The 15,865-nt window shown below is 65.8% G+C and carries 18 protein-coding genes; 6 read left to right on the top strand and 12 right to left on the bottom strand.

Translation table 11 applies throughout. The features are described 5' to 3' along the window. Positions 1-71 precede the first annotated feature (71 nt). The gene (locus DQ229_RS12495) at positions 72-752 is read left to right on the top strand and encodes a GcrA family cell cycle regulator (RefSeq protein WP_114966592.1); all 681 of its coding nucleotides are present in this window, start codon (positions 72-74) and stop codon (positions 750-752) included. 78 nt (positions 753-830) lie between these two features. On the opposite strand, the gene DQ229_RS12490 is transcribed toward DQ229_RS12495, so the two are convergent. Continuing rightward, positions 831-3,239: an AsmA family protein gene (locus DQ229_RS12490; protein WP_114966591.1), complete on the bottom strand. Its 2,409-nt coding sequence runs from the start codon at positions 3,237-3,239 to the stop codon at positions 831-833. Between the two features lie 129 nt (positions 3,240-3,368). On the opposite strand from DQ229_RS12490, the gene rimO reads away from it, so the two are divergent. Further along, positions 3,369-4,748, top strand: coding sequence for a 30S ribosomal protein S12 methylthiotransferase RimO (gene rimO / locus DQ229_RS12485; RefSeq protein ID WP_114966590.1), 1,380 nt, complete (start codon positions 3,369-3,371; stop codon positions 4,746-4,748). Positions 4,749-4,815: 67 nt separating this feature from the next. Here the strand turns inward: rimO and DQ229_RS12480 are convergent, their stop codons facing one another. The 11 genes from DQ229_RS12480 to DQ229_RS12430 form a co-directional block, all read right to left on the bottom strand. Next, the gene (locus DQ229_RS12480) at positions 4,816-5,292 is read right to left on the bottom strand and encodes a copper chaperone PCu(A)C (protein ID WP_114966589.1); all 477 of its coding nucleotides are present in this window, start codon (positions 5,290-5,292) and stop codon (positions 4,816-4,818) included. Between the two features lie 41 nt (positions 5,293-5,333). Continuing rightward, positions 5,334-5,672, bottom strand: coding sequence for a DUF2946 family protein (locus tag DQ229_RS12475; RefSeq protein ID WP_114966588.1), 339 nt, complete (start codon positions 5,670-5,672; stop codon positions 5,334-5,336). A gap of 137 nt (positions 5,673-5,809) precedes the next feature. Further along, the gene (gene phoB / locus DQ229_RS12470; protein ID WP_114966587.1) at positions 5,810-6,544 is read right to left on the bottom strand and encodes a phosphate regulon transcriptional regulator PhoB; all 735 of its coding nucleotides are present in this window, start codon (positions 6,542-6,544) and stop codon (positions 5,810-5,812) included. Positions 6,545-6,547: 3 nt separating this feature from the next. Further along, positions 6,548-7,270 carry a phosphate signaling complex protein PhoU gene (gene phoU, locus DQ229_RS12465; protein WP_114966614.1) on the bottom strand — a complete coding sequence of 241 codons (723 nt, stop codon included), beginning with the start codon at positions 7,268-7,270 and terminating at the stop codon, positions 6,548-6,550. A gap of 141 nt (positions 7,271-7,411) precedes the next feature. Then, positions 7,412-7,876, bottom strand: a complete 465-nt coding sequence (locus DQ229_RS12460; protein WP_114966586.1) for a gamma-glutamylcyclotransferase family protein — start codon at positions 7,874-7,876, stop codon at positions 7,412-7,414. A gap of 61 nt (positions 7,877-7,937) precedes the next feature. Beyond that, positions 7,938-8,228: a DUF6476 family protein gene (locus tag DQ229_RS12455; protein WP_114966585.1), complete on the bottom strand. Its 291-nt coding sequence runs from the start codon at positions 8,226-8,228 to the stop codon at positions 7,938-7,940. A 15-nt stretch (positions 8,229-8,243) separates the two neighbouring features. Then, on the bottom strand, positions 8,244-8,933 hold the full coding sequence (locus tag DQ229_RS12450; RefSeq protein WP_114966584.1) for an ABC transporter ATP-binding protein: 690 nt from the start codon (positions 8,931-8,933) through the stop codon (positions 8,244-8,246). Further along, positions 8,930-9,685, bottom strand: coding sequence for an ABC transporter ATP-binding protein (locus DQ229_RS12445; protein WP_114966583.1), 756 nt, complete (start codon positions 9,683-9,685; stop codon positions 8,930-8,932). Before DQ229_RS12445 ends, DQ229_RS12450 begins: the two co-directional genes overlap by 4 nt. Next, a complete protein-coding gene (locus DQ229_RS12440) occupies positions 9,678-10,658 on the bottom strand; it encodes a branched-chain amino acid ABC transporter permease (RefSeq protein WP_114966582.1) in 981 nt (326 codons plus the stop codon). The genes DQ229_RS12445 and DQ229_RS12440 overlap by 8 nt, the downstream gene beginning before the upstream one ends. Beyond that, on the bottom strand, positions 10,651-11,568 hold the full coding sequence (locus tag DQ229_RS12435; RefSeq protein WP_114966581.1) for a branched-chain amino acid ABC transporter permease: 918 nt from the start codon (positions 11,566-11,568) through the stop codon (positions 10,651-10,653). Before DQ229_RS12435 ends, DQ229_RS12440 begins: the two co-directional genes overlap by 8 nt. Before the next feature lie 71 nt (positions 11,569-11,639). Then, entirely contained in the window at positions 11,640-12,782 is a 1,143-nt protein-coding gene (locus DQ229_RS12430) for an ABC transporter substrate-binding protein (RefSeq protein ID WP_114966613.1), read from the bottom strand. A gap of 229 nt (positions 12,783-13,011) precedes the next feature. Here DQ229_RS12430 and DQ229_RS12425 point away from each other — a divergent pair, with 229 nt between their 5' ends. From DQ229_RS12425 to lptB, 4 genes are all read left to right on the top strand, one after another. Further along, a complete protein-coding gene (locus tag DQ229_RS12425) occupies positions 13,012-13,623 on the top strand; it encodes a ribonuclease D (protein ID WP_114966612.1) in 612 nt (203 codons plus the stop codon). Positions 13,624-13,785: 162 nt separating this feature from the next. Further along, positions 13,786-14,442 (top strand): LPS export ABC transporter periplasmic protein LptC, encoded by a 657-nt coding sequence (gene lptC / locus DQ229_RS12420; RefSeq protein ID WP_114966580.1) that lies wholly within the window; start codon positions 13,786-13,788, stop codon positions 14,440-14,442. A 2-nt stretch (positions 14,443-14,444) separates the two neighbouring features. After that, positions 14,445-14,942: an LptA/OstA family protein gene (locus DQ229_RS12415; RefSeq protein ID WP_114966579.1), complete on the top strand. Its 498-nt coding sequence runs from the start codon at positions 14,445-14,447 to the stop codon at positions 14,940-14,942. Next, a complete protein-coding gene (lptB, locus tag DQ229_RS12410; protein WP_114966578.1) occupies positions 14,939-15,697 on the top strand; it encodes an LPS export ABC transporter ATP-binding protein in 759 nt (252 codons plus the stop codon). Before DQ229_RS12415 ends, lptB begins: the two co-directional genes overlap by 4 nt. Positions 15,698-15,865: the final 168 nt, after the last annotated feature.

Below are 15,865 nucleotides of genomic sequence, written 5' to 3'. Positions count from 1 at the left end.
GGGAAATCATCCTCGATGACCTCGCCCCAATAGCGGCGCGGGGGCCAATTTTCAATCCGGAGGCACGGATCATGTCCTGGACGGACGAGCGGGTCGAAACGCTCAAGCGCATGTGGGCCGAGGGGCAGTCTGCCTCGCAGATCGCCAAGGAACTGGGCGGGGTCACACGCAATGCGGTTATAGGCAAGGTGCACCGGCTGGGCCTTTCAAACCGGGCTGCCTCAGCAGCGGGGCCAGTGGCAAAATCCACCGAAGAAACGGTCGAAGACAGTCAACCAGCCGCTGTCGCAGCGCCGCAGGGTGCACGGTCCCGTCCGGCGGCCGGGGCAAACCCCGGCACAAGCGAAAACGGCGGCAAGCCCACCGAAGCCGACCCGGGCAAAGCAAAGGCCACGCCTGGCGGCAATGGCCGCAGCGAAAACACCGCTGCCCGCCCCGAGCCGCGCCCGGCCGCCGCGCCAACACCGCCGCGCCGCCAGATCATCCCCGCGGGCCAGCCGCTGCCGCCGCAGCCATCGGCCAACGAAGTCAGCCCCGAGGCGCTGAAAACCGTGCGCGAAACCGAAAAGCGTGCGCTGCGCCTGTCGCTGATGGAACTGACCGAGCGCACCTGCAAATGGCCTGTCGGCGACCCCGCGACCGATGATTTCTGGTTTTGCGGGCTGCCTTCGCAACCGGGAAAACCCTATTGCGAGGCGCATGTGTCGCTGGCGTTCCAGCCGATGTCCACCCGCCGCGACCGCCGGCGCTGACGGGGTAAGCCGCCTTCGGGCGCTGCCCACTTTCAGGAAACGCCTCATGTGAATTGCGGGGCGGCAGTCCCGGATGTGTCAGTTACCGCCGAGCAGGCCGCGCAGGCTGCGCTCGATCTCGCGTTCGAACCGGCGGCGCAGGGCGTCTTCGGCGCTTTCGCCTTCCTCCACCTCAACCCCGATGCGGTCGCGGATCGCCTGTTCGGCCGCTTCGCGGGCGCGGTGCTCGGCACGGGCCGCCTCTTCGCGGGCGCGTTGCTCCAGGTCTTCACGCTCCAGCCGCAGGCGCTCTTCGGCCAGCGCCTCCAGATCCAGGCGCACCCGCGGTGCGGCCCAGGCGCCTGCGATCAGGAGCGGCACCCGCAGCCCGCTGCCTTCGTCACCGGTAAAGGCGCGCGGAGTCACGCGGTAATTCAGCTGCTGGCGGCCGATATCGACCGTTCCGCGCCCGTCCACCGTCACGCGCCGTGCATCCATGCGCAGATCGCTGTTCGAAAGCACCCCGTCCGCGATGGTGAAGCTGCCAGTGACGCTGTCATAGATGGTGCGGTTACCCTCGCCCATGTAGGACAGGTCAAGATTGCGCAGCATCCCGGCAAGATCCAAGCCGATGATCTCGCCCTGGCCGAACTCGATCCGCCCCTGCCCCGACAGCCTGCGCAGCAGCGCATCGACACTGTTGCCGACAGCCAGGAAATTCAACTGCCCCGAGGCGCGGCCGGAAAGCCGCTCAAAATCGGCCGTATCGCGCAGCAGCGGCAACAGCGCCGCATCGGCCAGCCGCAGTTCGCCCCCCATCGACAGGCCGCTGCGGTTGTTCACGACAAATTCGCCGGTCAGGTTGCCGTCATAAATGCGCATCTCGTGCAAGGTCGTGACCGCCCGCGCACGGTCTAGCGCAAAGTTGAGCCGCGTCGCGCCAAGCTGCACTTCGCCCAGGTTGACCGATTGCGCCGCAAGATTGAGGTTGGCGTCAAACAGCCCAAGCGCAGAGGCGTCGATCGAATCGGTTGGCCAGCCCTGCGCCTGCCCGTCGGCCCCCGCGCCACCAGGTGCCGCAGGCGTCAGGAAACCACTGAAATCGAGCGCGCCACCTGACAGGCTGCCTGTCAGGCGCGGGCGTTCGCCCCCCGGCACGAAGACAAGCTGCCCGTTCAGCCTGTTCGACCCCAGCGAGATTGCCGCGTCGCTCAGGCTGGCCGTGCCATCGGCACCGTATCGCAACTGCCCTGTCGCGGCCAACGGCGCACGCAGCGCGGGGGGTAGGTCAGGGGCAGGCTGTCCAACGCTGCGCAGCAGGCGGGGCAGATCAGCAACATTGGCCTCGATTCGGCCCTCGGCGGCCAGCGGCGCATGCCCGGCCCGGCCATCAAATCGCAGCCGGTTTTCCCCCAGCCTGACGGTCAGCGCCAGCGGCCCCTGCGCCCCGGACAACGCCGCATCGAGCGCACCGCTCTGCCCGTCGAGCGACAGCGCTTGCCCGTCAAGCCGCCCCGAGGCCACAAGGCGCGCCGGCCCTGACGCTTCGGCAGGGGGCGTGAGATCGAGGTCGAGCGCCTCAAGCGCGACCCCGGCAAGGGAAAGCGCGGCCCCGCGCAGGTAAAGCGCCCCCTCGCCGGTCAGCGTGACCCGGCCCGATGCCTGCACCCCGCCCGCAAGCTCGGGCGGCAGATCGGGCGCGGGCAGGCCGAACATGGCGAAAAGCCGCGCCGGATCGGCAAGCGCAAGCTCGAGCGGGCCATCCACGGAAAGCGGCGTGCTGCCAGCCCGGCCATCAAAGGAAAGCGACGAGCCTGCCGCCTCCAGCGCGACACGCAAGGGCACGACAGCCCCGTCGAGCGCGCGCGCCAGCCCTTCGACACGGGTATCGATGGCAAAGGCCTCGCGCCCCAGCTGCCCGCTGGCCACCAGGCTGGCCGGCCCGGCAGGATCAGGCAGCGACATGGCGGCGTTCAGAGCGCTCAGCGAAAGCCGCATGCCCGCGCCGTGATCGATAAAGACCAGAGCGCCATCTTCGATCTCGGCACGGTCAAGAGTGAACCCGCGCCCTGAAAATGCGGCTGAGGGCGTGCCTCCCGCCGGATCGGCGGCGGCACCGCCAACATCGCCGAAATTCCAGTTTTCGCGCCCGTCGGTCGCGCGCTCAAGCACGATGCGCGGCGCCACCGCCCGGATATTGCGGATAGCCAGTTCGCCGCGCATCAGCGCCAGCGCATCAAGCCCGATCTCAAGCCCCTCGGCCTCCAGCATCGGGCCTTCGTCGGACCAGTCGGCATTGGCCAGCCGCACCGGCCCGCTGACGGCCCCGACAACCGGCCAGAGGGTCGGCTGCACCTCGCCCGAGAATTCGAGTGTGCGTCCGGTGGCCGCCTCGAACTGCTGCGCGGCCAGACTGGCGATGCGCTCGCCGGGGATCAGCAGTAACGCGCCAGTCCCGAGCACCGCAAACACGACAAGGGCCCCGAGTGTCCTGAAAATCCAGCGCATGATGTCTCCTGCCTGCTACATGTCAGGATAGGGCCGCCTGCCGCCACCGGCAAGCAGCCGCGCAACAACACCGATCACTCCCTTGTCAGGCCCTTTGCCTGCGCGAAACAGTCCGTTATATGGCAATCTATGAAAGCGAACCCGCCAGACCTTCGCCCCGACCGCGCGCGCGCGCAGGTTCCCGATAGCCGGCGCTCGGGCCAGCCGTCGATCGGCATGGTCAGCCTGGGCTGCCCCAAGGCACTGGTCGATAGCGAGCGTATCCTCACGCGCCTGCGCGCCGAGGGCTATGCCGTCAGCCCGCAATACGCGGGCGCGGATGCGGTGATCGTCAACACCTGCGGGTTTCTCGACAGCGCCAAGGCCGAAAGCCTGGACGCAATCGGCGAGGCGCTGCAAGAAAACGGACGGGTGATCGTGACAGGCTGCCTCGGCGCCGACCCCGAATACATCACCGGCGCGCATCCCAGGGTGTTGGCCGTCACCGGACCACACCAGTACGAACAAGTGCTTGATGCCGTGCACGCGGCAGTGCCCCCCGATCCCGACCCTTTCGTCGATCTGCTGCCGCCTTCGGGGGTAAAGCTGACCCCGCGCCACTACAGCTACCTGAAGATTTCCGAGGGCTGCAATCACAAGTGCCGCTTCTGCATCATCCCCGATATGCGCGGTCGTCTGGCCAGCCGCCCCGCCCATGCCGTGCTCCGCGAGGCCGAGCGGCTGGTTGCCAGCGGTGTCGGAGAGTTACTGGTGATCAGTCAGGATACCTCGGCCTACGGGGTGGACCGCAAGCACGACAGCCACCCATGGCGCGGCGGCACCGTGCGCAGCCATATCACCGATCTGGCGCGCGCCATGGGAGAGTTGGGCGCCTGGGTGCGGCTGCATTATGTCTATCCGTACCCGCATGTCCGCGACCTGATCCCGCTCATGGCCGAGGGGCTGATCCTGCCCTACCTGGACATCCCGTTTCAGCACGCGCACCCCGAGACACTCAGGCGGATGGCGCGGCCAGCCGCAGCGGCGCACACGCTTGATGAGATCGCGCGCTGGCGCAGCGTCTGCCCCGAAATCACCCTGCGATCGACCTTCATTGTCGGCTATCCCGGTGAAACCGAGAACGAGTTCCAGACCCTGCTCGACTGGCTGGACGAGGCACAGCTCGACCGGGTGGGGTGTTTCAAGTACGAGAACGTCGCCGGCGCGCGCTCGAACGCGCTGCCGGATCATGTGCCCGAGGCCCTGAAACAGGAGCGCTGGGAGCGCTTCATGGAAAAGGCGCAGGCGATTTCGGCTGACCGGCTGGCCGCGAAGGTCGGCAAGCGGGTCGAGGTGATCGTCGATGCCGTCGATGACGAGGGCGCCGTCTGCCGCACTAAGGCCGACGCGCCCGAGATTGATGGAAACCTGTTCATCGACCGTGATTTCGCCGATCTGGTGCCCGGGCAGATCCTGAGCGTCGAGGTCGAGGAAGCCAGCGATTACGACCTCTGGGGCCGTCGGGTCTGAAATTCAGGGCCGCGAGCAAGGCTGAAGGAGGCACGCCGGGCGCGCCCCCTCGCGAAGCACGTTCGGGTCAGTGCCCCATCATGCCGCCCGAACCGTGCCCGTGATCGACGCCGCGCTCGAGGTCGATCAGAATATCGACCACCAGATCACCCGCTTGCTCGAAGGTCAGGGTGACCGTGACGGTCTCGCCATGCACGAAGGGCGCGGTCAGCCCGAGGAACATCACATGATCGCCGCCGCGTGCCAGCGCATGAGTGCTGCCAGCGGGGATCACGAACCCCTCTTCGACCTCGACCATCCGCATCACCCCGTCGGTTTCGATATGGGTGTGCAGTTCGACACGTTCGGCGGCGTCCGAACTGACCGCGACCAGGCGGTCATCCTGCGCGGCGTGGTTCTCGACCACCATGAAGGCCGCCCCCGACACCGAGGCCGCGGTGGAAGCGCGCGCAAAGGCATCGTGGATCTCGATATCGCCGCCGGCGAAGCCCGCCACGGGAAGAGTCGCGGCGATCGCGGCCGCAAGAAAGACTGTGCGTTTCATTATCTGTATCCTGTCTGTGGATTGCATTGGGTTGCAGGCAATCAGGCAGGCAGGGGTGGCGCGCGCGGATGGAAGAACCAGACCTCGCGCAGCCGCGGCGCGGGTTCGGCAGGCAGCGTGAGGCGCAGAAAGGACAACCGGGCCAGATGGACAACCTCGGCCTGATCGGGCAGCAGCGCACCATGGACGATCACGCAATCGGGGCAGATATGGCCCGGGCCGGTGGGGTTGCCCTCGGCATCAAGGTGGATTGTGACGATCCCGGCTTCGGTGCAAAGGGTCGCGGTATAATCGGGCGGCGCCATGCCCCGCGCCACCGTCATGGTAACGCTACCCAGCGCAAGCGCGCAGGCAAGAACAATGCTGCACCAGATCCGCATCGGAGCCACGGTCTTCAACCTTTCAGGGCCCCGATAGAATGCGCCGTGATGGCGAGCATGGCAAGATCACGAAGCCACGAACAAGCGCCGGAATACGCGTTCCGGCTGCGGCCCGTTGACGCAACGGGCCGTGCTGTTCAGCCCAGCGCGTATCCCGCGCCGCGCACCGTGCGCAGAGGGTCGTCTCCGCCATGGGCGCGCAATGCCTTGCGCAGGCGGCCCACATGCACATCGACGGTGCGGCTGTCGACATAGATGTCGCGCCCCCAGACCCGGTCGAGCAGCATCTCGCGGCTGAATACCCTGCCCGGGCGCTCCATGAAGGTTGCAAGCAGACGATATTCGGTCGGTCCGAGGTGGATTTCCGCGCCTGCCCGAAACACCTGATGACGTTCCGGGTCGAGGGTGATGTCTCCCACTTCCAGCACCCGGCCTACAGCACCGGGGCGCGTGCGGCGCAGATTCGCGCGGACCCGCGCCACCAGTTCGTTGACGGAATAGGGCTTGGTGACATAGTCATCCGCACCGATCTCCAGCCCACGCACACGATCATCCTCTTCGCTGCGGGCCGAGATCATCAGCACCGGGATGTCGCGCGTGTCGTCGCGCGCCTTGAGCTGGCGGCAGACCTCGACGCCGGAAAGATGCGGCAGCATCCAGTCAAGCAGGATGATGTCAGGGCCATGTTCGGCCACGAGCAGAAGCGCCTCTTCGCCATCGGTCGCAGTCACCACGCGAAAGCCCGCCGCCTCGAGGTTATAGCCCAGAAGTGTGCGTTGCGCGGGCTCGTCATCGACCACCAGCACCAGCGGCGCCAGCCCCGCACCGGTCGCGCGCGCCGGTTTGGAGGAATCGCCTCGGCGGGCCGCCATCGATCAGCCCCCCTCTCCGGTGTCGGGACCAATCAGCGACGAGGTGTTGTCGGCTTTGGGCCGGCTTCCGGGGCGCGTGCCCGTGTTGAGAAAGATCACCTGTTCGCAGATTTCCGTCACATGATCGCCCATGCGTTCGACATTCTTGGCGATGAACAGAAAATGCATGCAGGGCGTGATGTTGCGCGGGACTTCCATCATGTGGGTCAGGAATTCGCGAAACAGCGCGTTGGTCATCTGATCGACTTCGAGATCACGCAGAATCACGTCACGCGCCATGTCGCCATCTTCGCGCGCGTAGGCTTCAAGCGCATCCTTGAGCATCAGCCGCACCAGCTTGGCCTGTCGGCGCAGCGCGCCGGTCGCCCCGGAAACCGGCACGCTTTGCGCCAGAACCGGCACGCGCTTGGCCAGGTTCTTTGCATAGTCGCCGAGGCGCTCCAGATCGCCGGCCATCTTCATCACGGTGACGGCGGCGCGCAGGTCGCTGGCCATCGGCTGGCGCAGCGCAAGCATCCGCACGACGGCGGCGTTCAGCTCGTCTTCAAGCTGGTCGATCCGTCCATCGTTGCGCTGCACGGCGGCCGCGCGCTCGTCGTCGCGCTGATCCAGGGCGATCACCGCCTCGTCAATCGCGGTCTCGACCAGCCCGCCCATCGAAAGGACCATGGCTTGCAGGTTCTTCATGTCCTTGTCGAAGGCCGAAGCAGTATGAGGTTGGGTCATGGCAAAGCTTTCCTGAAGCCGGAACAATATGGCAGACCGCCCCGGCAAAAGGCCGATCACGATCCCGTTCGCCACCTTCTAACCGCCGATTGCAATAGATTTGTGACAATCCACCGCCCGACGATCAAACCACCGATGCAGTCAGCGCAACGAAATGTAGACCTGCGCCTCGGCACCGTCACGTAAAACCAGCGCAGAACGATCATAGCGTGTTCCGAGGCGTTCGTAACGGTCGATCCGATGCAGTTCGGCCGCCGTGACCTCGAAAAGCCGGCCTGACACTGTTCCGCCCGGATCGGCGAAGATCGCCCGCCCCTGCTGGCGGTATCCATCCAGGCGGGCCGCGCGGGATGGCACCGCACGCCCTATCACGACGAAACGCACCAGCGGGCTGGTCAGCGTGGCATATCCGAAAACGGGGATTGGCTCTTCGATCTCGGTGATGGCAGGCGGGCCGATCCGGGGCAAGTAAAAGGGTGCGTGGCGGATGCTGGCCCAGGTTGCCGCCGCAAGCACCAGAAGCACGGCCAACACCAGCAGAAGCGCGCGCACGGTCCGGCGCGCGCTGCCGTGCCGGTCACGGCTGTGAACAGGGCGCTTGGGCATGACTGGCGGCCCCTTTCCTGTTTTCCGGCCACTGCAAGACGGCAAAGCCTTGAGGGGTATTTCACTCGATGACGAAGCGCTGGCGCAGGTCGCCGCTGGCGGCGTCGAAGATCAGGATCTCCTGCCCCTCGGTCACGACCGCGATCCACCCCTGCCCGAAGGTGACGGCGCTGGCGCGACTGTCGGCGGGCAGGCTGACATGATCGGGCAACGCGGGCAGCGGCGGGGGCGTCACCGCCGGGCCCAGCCGGAGCACCAGCACCCCGACGATCACCGCAATCCCCACCATCATTACCCCGGCCAGCGCCGTGACCAGCCATTTCAGGAAACGCAACTCGGGCGGGGTCGTCATGGTGCAGCCTCAATGTCAGAGCCCCAGATAACGGCGCTTGACCTCTTCGGTAACATCGCCGGGCGGACCGCGCCAGATGCTGCGCCCGCGTTCCAGCACGACACAGCTATCGGCCAGCGGCAAAATTTCAGATAGCGTCTTGTCCACCAACAGTATCGACAGCCCCTGCGCCTTGAGCGCGGCGATGGCGGCCCAGATCTCGCGCCGGATCACGGGGGCAAGGCCCTCGGTCGCCTCGTCCAGCACCAAAAGGCGCGGATTGGTCATCAGCGCCCGGCCGATCGCCAGCATCTGCTGCTCGCCCCCCGACAGGGTGGCAGCATACTGCCCTTCGCGTTCTGCCAATCGGGGGAAAAAATCGCGCACGCGCCGCAAGGTCCAGGGGCCGGGGCGGGCGGCGGCAATCAGGTTTTCGGTCACCGTGAGGTTGGGGAAACAGCGCCGGCCCTCGGGCACCAACCCGATCCCCAACCGCGCAGCGCGAAACGAGGGCAGCGCCGTGATGTCGCGCCCGGCAAAACGCACATGCCCGCCACGGATCGGAAGCATCCGGCACAGCGCATGAATGGTGGTCGTCTTGCCCATGCCGTTGCGCCCCATCAGGGCGACCGCCTGCCCCTCGGCCACGGATAGGTTCACGCCGAACAGTGCCTGGCTTGCGCCATAGAAGACTTCAAGCTCCTCGACGTCCAGCAACGCGGTCATGCGCCTTCCTCCTCGCCCAGATAGGCGCGGCGCACATCGGCATCGGCGCGGATCTCGGCCACTGTCCCGCTGGCGATCACCCGCCCGCCCGCGAGCACCGAAATCCGATCGGCCAGTGCGAAGACCGCATCCATGTCATGCTCGACCAGCAGGATCGGCGCCTCGGCGCGCAATCCGTCCAGAAAGCCGGTAAGCTGTCGCGTGCCCTCGGTGCCCATGCCTGCCATCGGCTCGTCCAGCAGAAAGGCCGCAGGCTGCAGCGCCAGCGCCAGGGCGATTTCCAGCAGCCGCCGCTCGCCATGGCTCAACTCGGCCGAGGGCACGCTGGCCCGCCCCGACAGCCCCACACGGCGCAGGATCTCGCGCGCGGGATCCATCAGCGACCTGTCGCGCGAGACCGGGTGGAAGAACCGCCAGGAATGACCCTGCCGCGCCTGAAGTGCCAGCATCACATTGCGCCGCGCCGAATATTCCGGGATCAGCGACGACACCTGAAAGCTGCGGCCAAGCCCCATGCGGGCCCGCTGCGCGACCGACAACCGCGTCACATCCTGCCCGCGAAAAACGATACGCCCGGCATCGGGCGCCAGTGCACCGCTGACCAGCGCCATGAGGGTGGACTTGCCCGCGCCGTTCGGGCCTATCAGCGCGTGAATCTCGCCGGGCGCCAGGCTCAGCGACACGTCCTGCACCGCGCGAAGCGCAGCGAAGGACTTGCTGACACCCTCCAGCCGCAGAACGGGATCAGCCATGGCGCTCCCTCCCTGCCAGCAGGCCGATCAGGCCGCCGCGCGCGAACAGCACCACCCCCAGCAGCACGAGGCCCAGAAAAAACTGCCAGTGCTCGGTCAGCCCGCCGAAAAGCACCTCGAACGCCACCAGAATTCCGGCCCCCGCCACCGGACCGAACAGCCGCCCCACGCCGCCGAGAATGATGATCACGATCAACTCGCCGGACATCTGCCAGGTCATCATCGCCGGGCTGACAAAGCGTGTCAGTTCCGCCATCATCGCCCCCGCCAGCCCGGTAATCATGCCCGAGATCACGAAGGCCGTCAGCTTGATGCCGAAGGGCGAGATCCCCACCGCCGCCGCCCGCGCCGGGTTCTGCCGGATCGCCATGAGCGCCGCGCCAAAGCGCGCGCCCCGCAGCATCGCGAACAGCGCCAGCGCCAGCATCAGAACTGCGTAAGACAGCACGAACATTTCCCATCCGCGCATTGTATTGAGGCCGGGAAACTGGTTGCGCAGGAAGATGGGCAGCCCGTCCTCGCCGCCATAGGCCGGCCAGGATAGCGCGAAATAGAAGATCATCTGCGCAAAGGCCAGCGTGATCATAATGAAAAAGATACCCGAGGTACGCAGGCTCAGCGCCCCGATCACCAGCGCGGCCAACGCCGAAATGGCCATCGCCACGGCCCAGATCACCAGCATCTGGTTGCTGCCCGACAGCCCCAGAAATAACGGCTGCCCCGAAAAGGCATGATGCGCCAGAATCCCTGCCACATAGCCACCGATCCCGAAATAGGCCGCATGGCCGAACGACACCATCCCGCCCAGCCCCAGCGCGATGTTCAGCCCCACGCCCGCCAGCGCCAGGATCGCCACGCGGGTGGCCAGCGTGATGTAGAACGGCTCGTCAAGCCAAAGCGCCGCCAGTGGCACCGCGAACAGCGCGATGGCAAGCACGGCGTTGAGGGTCCATTCGCGGCGCTTTTCAACCATGGGCAGGGAACAGTCCTTTGGGGCGCAGCACCAGCACCAGTGCCATGAGCACATAGATCAGCATCGAGGCCAGTGCCGCACCAACGCCGGTTGCCTGGGCAGGCTCCAGCACCAGCGCGAAGGCGCGCGGCAGCAGAAAACGCCCCATCGTATCGATCACGCCCACCATGAGCGCCCCGACCATAGCCCCCTTGATAGAGCCGATGCCGCCGATCACGATCACCACGAAAGCAAGGATCAGCACCGGCTCGCCCATACCCACCTGCACCGACTGGATTGCGCCCACCAGCGCGCCCGCCATCCCCGCCAGTGCCGCGCCCAACGCGAAAACCACAGTATAGAGCACGCGGATGTTGACCCCCAGCGCAGCGATCATCTCGCGGTCGCTTTCGCCGGCGCGGATGCGGATGCCCAGCCGCGTGCGCGCGATCAGCAGCCAAAGACCGATGGCGGTGGCGATCCCAAAGCCGATCAGCGCAAGGCGATAGCGCGAATACTCCACCACACCCAGATCGAGCGTGCCGCGCAGCGCATCGGGCACCGAAAGATACAGCGGAAAGGGCCCGAAGATCATCCGCACGCCCTCAGACAGGATGAGGATCAGTGCGAAGGTGGCCAACACCTGGTCGAGATGGTCGCGCCCGTAGAGCCGGCGGATCACCAGAATCTCGATCAGTGCCCCGGCCGCAGCGGCGGCGGCAAGCCCTGCCACCAGCCCCACCCAGAAGCTGCCCGCCACACCAGCGACCGCCGCGCAGACGAAAGCGCCGATCATGAAAAGCGAGCCATGTGCCAGATTGATCAGCCCCATCACGCCAAACACCAGCGTCAGGCCGGCGGCCATGAGAAACAGCATCAATCCGAACTGAACACCATTGAGCAACTGCTCAAGGATCAGGGCAAGGCTCATGCGGGGGCTTTCCTGAAATCGCCACGGCGCGCGCCGGGTCAGGGCACGCGCCGGTCATGTGTAAGAACTGCTCACATCTGGCAGTCGGCGCCGTGCACGTCCTGATGTTCTTCAAAGGCCGTGCCAATGATCCGGTTCTGCAAAACACCATCCACCTCGACCACCTCGCGGACATAGACGCTCTGGATCGGGTGCTGGTTGTCGGCAAAGGCGAAATCGCCCCGCACCGAGGCGAAATCGGCCGCGCGCAGCGCCTCTCGGAAGGCATCGCGATCCGAAACGCTTGCCGTCTCCATCGCCGAAAGGATCAGGTTCGCGGTGTCGAACCCCTGGCTGGCGTAGATCGAGGGCAGGCGGCCGTATTCAGCCTCGAACGCCTCGACGAAGGCGCGGTTGGCCGCGTTGTCCAGGTCGGGCGACCATTGCCCGGTATTGATCACGCCAAGCGCCGCCTCACCCATCGCGGGCAGCACGTCCTGATCGAAGCTGAAACCCGCCGAGACGATGGGCAGATCAACCCCGGATTCGGCGTATTGCCGCATGAAGCTGATACCCATACCCCCGGGCAGGAAGATGAACACTGAATCCGCCTCCGAGGCACGGATCTGCGCGATCTCGGCAGCATAGTCGGTCTGGCCGACCTGGGTGAAAAGCTCGCCTGCCAGTTCGCCCTCGTAATAGCGTTTGAAACCAGTCAGCGCATCGGTGCCCGCCGGATAGTTGGGCGCCATGATGAAGGTGTTTTCATAGCCCAGCTCGTTCGCTGTCTGCCCGGCAGCCTCGTGCAGCATGTCGTTCTGCCAGGCGGCGTTGAAATAATCCTGATGGCAGTTTGCCCCGGCCAGCGCCGAAGGCCCCGCATTGGGCGAGATGTAGAACACCCCCTGCGCCACGGTCGAGGGCACCACCGCCATCGCGAGGTTCGACCAGATGATCCCGGTCAGGATATCGGCGCGTTCCGACTGGATCATCCGCTCGGCGATCTGCACCGCCAGTTCGGGGCGCTGCGCGTCATCCTCGACGACAAGGTGCAGGTTCTCGTTACCCGACTTTTCAAGTGCCAGCCGGAAGCCGTCGCGCACATCAACGCCCAGCCCGGCGCCGCCGCCCGAAAGCGTGGTTATCATGCCCACGGTCACGGTTTCGGCCTGGGCCGCAGCCATACTCAGTGTCAGCGCAGCGATCCCCGCTGCGGCCTTTCCGGCGAATGTCATGTTTTCGTCCCCCACTCAGGTTATGGTTCAGCTTTGCGCCGCATGGAGCCACTTTACTGCCCCGTGGTCAACCTCCAGAACCGTCTCGAAAGGGGCAATCACCCGCAAAACCGGCCTCTGCCCCATGCAAATCGTGCGCCGCGCTTGCCTTGCCCCTGCCGGGCAGCCTATTAGGGCGGCCATGTCCGCGCATCGCATCACGCGCCTTGCAGCAGCCGGGGAAGCCGCAATGACAATCCACCTGCACCAGAACGATCTGCCCGACGATCTCGACCTCGGCCCTGTGGTGGCCATCGACACCGAGACCATGGGCCTCAACCCGCATCGCGACCGGATCTGCCTGGTGCAGCTTTCCTCGGGCGATGGCACGGCCCACCTGGTGCAGATTGCACAGGGTCAGGACCGCGCGCCCAACCTCGAACGCCTGCTGACCGACCGGGGCGTGCTCAAGCTCTTTCATTTCGCGCGGTTTGACATTGCGGCGCTGCAAAATGCGTTCGGCGCGGTGACGGCGCCGGTTTACTGCACCAAGATCGCCTCGAAGCTGGTGCGCACCTATACCGACCGGCACGGGCTGAAGTTTCTGCTGGCCGAGATGCTGGGCATCGATGTTTCCAAACAGCAGCAAAGCTCCGATTGGGGCGCGGGCGCGCTCACGGAAGCGCAACTTGCCTATGCAGCCTCGGATGTGCTCTATCTGCATCGACTGAAGGATGCGCTCGATGCAATGCTGGCCCGCGAAGGCCGCTCGGAACTGGCGCAGTCCTGTTTCGATTTTCTGCCCACGCGGGCGGCACTCGACCTTGCGGGATGGCCGGAAACGGATGTTTTCGCGCATTGACGCTCGCGCCGGGGCCGGACGTCTGGATATGCGTAGCTGTGCCGAGGCACCGATGACCAATGCCCTAGCCAGAGCGACACCCGATCAAGGCGGCATGCGCGGCGCCTGCCGGCAGGCATCCGTCAGTGTCAGGGTGGCGGTGCCGCCGGGGCCGGGCCGCACATGACCCCGCAATCCAACCGGTATTCCCGGCTTGTCGCCGGGCTCAAGATCCTGCTGCCTTTGGTCGGGTTGGGCATACTGGCCACGATATTCCTGTTTCCACGCCAGATCGAACCGACCAACGCCCTGCCTTATGCGGATATCGATGTCGATGAACTGACCCGCGACCCACAAGTCGGCGCGCCACGCTTTGCCAGCGTCACCGAAGACGGAACGGCAATGACGGTCGCGGCCCGTATCGTGCGCGCCAGCCCCGCGGGGCCGGGCGAATGGATGTCGGCAGAAATGATCGAACTGATTATGGAATCCGGCGCGGGCCAGGTCAGCACGATTGTCGCCGACAATGCGTATCTGGATCGGGCCGGCGGCGTGCTCGAGCTGGAAGGCGCCGTACATATGCGCAGCGCGGCGGGGTATCGGCTCTGGACCGAGCGCCTGAGCGCCGCGACAGATCGCACCTGGCTGGAAGGCCACGCCCCGGTGCGCGCCGAAGGCCCTCCGGGGCAGATCACCGCAGGTGGAATGATTCTGAAACACACCGACATCCTGACCGCGGATGACAACTCTGACACCGAAGACGGCCCCACCGGAGGCGGACATCTTCTGGTGTTCACAGACGGGGTAAAGCTGCTATATCTGCCTGATAGACAGGAGTAATCATGCCTTATCGCCGTTTTTCCCTTTTCGCCGCGCTCGCGCTGATCCTGCTGCCCGCGCTGGCCCAGGCCCAGGGCGCGCGCGTGCCCTTCGGCGGATTGAGCCATGACACCGCCGCGCCGGTCGAGGTGACAGCCGACGAGTTGAGCGTCAATCAGGGCGACGGAACCGCAATCTTCACCGGGAATGTGGTGATAGGCCAGGGCGAAATGCGGCTTTCGGCGGGGAGCGTCAGGGTGGAGTATGACGAAGGTGGCGCCATCGCCCGGATGCACGCCGACGGGGGTGTGACGCTCGTCAGCGGCGACGAGGCCGCCGAATCGCAAAGCGCCGTTTATGACATCGAGGGCGGCCAGGTGCTGATGAGCGGCAACGTGATGCTGACAGAAGCAGGCAACGCGCTCAGCGGCGACCGGATGGTGATTGACCTGACCGCCGGCACGGCACGCATGGAAGGCCGGGTGCGCACGATCCTGCAAGGCAGCGGCGGCACTCCGTGAATCGGCCCGAGCTTGAAATCGCAGGGGGCAATGCCGGCCTGCGAGTGATCGGCCTGCGCAAAAGCTATCGCCGCCGCCCGGTAATCCGCGACGTGAGCCTGGAGTTGGGGCGCGGAGAAGTCGTCGCGCTGTTGGGGCCGAACGGTTCGGGCAAGACGACCTGCTTTTACGCGATAGCCGGCCTGATCACGCCCGAGGCCGGGACCGTCATGCTCGATGGGCAGGATATTACTGGTTTGCCGATGTATCGCCGCGCGCGGCTGGGCATCGGCTATCTGCCACAGGAAGTGTCGATTTTCCGCGGCCTCAGCGTCGAAGACAACATCCTCGCCGTGCTCGAGATCACCGAGCGCGACCGCCGCTTGCGCCGCGACCGTCTGGAAGAATTGCTGTCAGAGTTCTCTATCAGCCACCTGAGGCGCGCACCCGCGCTCGCCCTTTCCGGCGGCGAACGGCGACGCGTCGAGATCGCCCGCTGTCTGGCGGCAAAACCCAAGTATCTGCTGCTGGACGAGCCTTTCGCCGGGGTCGACCCCATCGCGGTGGGAGATATCCGCAACCTGGTATCCGACCTGCGCCGGCGCGGCATTGGCGTGCTGATCACCGACCACAACGTGCGTGAAACGCTGGAAATCGTCGATCGGGCCTACATCCTGCACGACGGCGTCGTCTTGATGAGCGGCACCGCCAGCGAGGTGGTGCAGGACGAAAATGTCCGGCGCGTGTATCTCGGACAGAGCTTTCGCATCTCGTGACTTTTCGGCATTGACTTCGCAGCCGCGATGCCCCCCATCCGGCTTGCCGCAAGATTGCGGCAATTCTTGCCCCGGAAGACGTTGACATTGCCCGGTGACCTGTCGCCAAATACCCGGAGGTGGATGCTACCTGCCGGCATTGCACGGACGGCGTCACGCAACGCGAAG

Source organism: Alkalilacustris brevis (assembly GCF_003350345.1).
GTDB lineage: Bacteria > Pseudomonadota > Alphaproteobacteria > Rhodobacterales > Rhodobacteraceae > Alkalilacustris > Alkalilacustris brevis.
The sequence above is the reverse complement of the archived record's forward strand: the minus strand, read 5'-3'. Positions and strand labels throughout refer to the sequence as shown.

Excerpts from the sequence above, each read along its gene's own strand:
- DQ229_RS12435 (WP_114966581.1), bottom strand. The coding sequence starts at position 11,568 with ATGAGCCTTGCCCTGATCCTTGAGCAGTTGCTCAATGGTGTTCAGTTC.
- phoU (WP_114966614.1), bottom strand. The coding sequence starts at position 7,270 with ATGACCCAACCTCATACTGCTTCGGCCTTCGACAAGGACATGAAGAAC.
- phoB (WP_114966587.1), bottom strand. The coding sequence starts at position 6,544 with ATGGCGGCCCGCCGAGGCGATTCCTCCAAACCGGCGCGCGCGACCGGT.
- rimO (WP_114966590.1), top strand. The coding sequence starts at position 3,369 with ATGAAAGCGAACCCGCCAGACCTTCGCCCCGACCGCGCGCGCGCGCAG.
- DQ229_RS12450 (WP_114966584.1), bottom strand. The coding sequence starts at position 8,933 with ATGACCGCGTTGCTGGACGTCGAGGAGCTTGAAGTCTTCTATGGCGCA.
- lptC (WP_114966580.1), top strand. The coding sequence starts at position 13,786 with ATGACCCCGCAATCCAACCGGTATTCCCGGCTTGTCGCCGGGCTCAAG.
- DQ229_RS12460 (WP_114966586.1), bottom strand. The coding sequence starts at position 7,876 with ATGCCCAAGCGCCCTGTTCACAGCCGTGACCGGCACGGCAGCGCGCGC.
- DQ229_RS12455 (WP_114966585.1), bottom strand. The coding sequence starts at position 8,228 with ATGACGACCCCGCCCGAGTTGCGTTTCCTGAAATGGCTGGTCACGGCG.
- DQ229_RS12490 (WP_114966591.1), bottom strand. The coding sequence starts at position 3,239 with ATGCGCTGGATTTTCAGGACACTCGGGGCCCTTGTCGTGTTTGCGGTG.
- DQ229_RS12430 (WP_114966613.1), bottom strand. The coding sequence starts at position 12,782 with ATGACATTCGCCGGAAAGGCCGCAGCGGGGATCGCTGCGCTGACACTG.
- DQ229_RS12495 (WP_114966592.1), top strand. The coding sequence starts at position 72 with ATGTCCTGGACGGACGAGCGGGTCGAAACGCTCAAGCGCATGTGGGCC.
- DQ229_RS12425 (WP_114966612.1), top strand. The coding sequence starts at position 13,012 with ATGACAATCCACCTGCACCAGAACGATCTGCCCGACGATCTCGACCTC.
- DQ229_RS12440 (WP_114966582.1), bottom strand. The coding sequence starts at position 10,658 with ATGGTTGAAAAGCGCCGCGAATGGACCCTCAACGCCGTGCTTGCCATC.
- DQ229_RS12480 (WP_114966589.1), bottom strand. The coding sequence starts at position 5,292 with ATGAAACGCACAGTCTTTCTTGCGGCCGCGATCGCCGCGACTCTTCCC.
- DQ229_RS12445 (WP_114966583.1), bottom strand. The coding sequence starts at position 9,685 with ATGGCTGATCCCGTTCTGCGGCTGGAGGGTGTCAGCAAGTCCTTCGCT.
- DQ229_RS12475 (WP_114966588.1), bottom strand. The coding sequence starts at position 5,672 with ATGCGGATCTGGTGCAGCATTGTTCTTGCCTGCGCGCTTGCGCTGGGT.
- DQ229_RS12415 (WP_114966579.1), top strand. The coding sequence starts at position 14,445 with ATGCCTTATCGCCGTTTTTCCCTTTTCGCCGCGCTCGCGCTGATCCTG.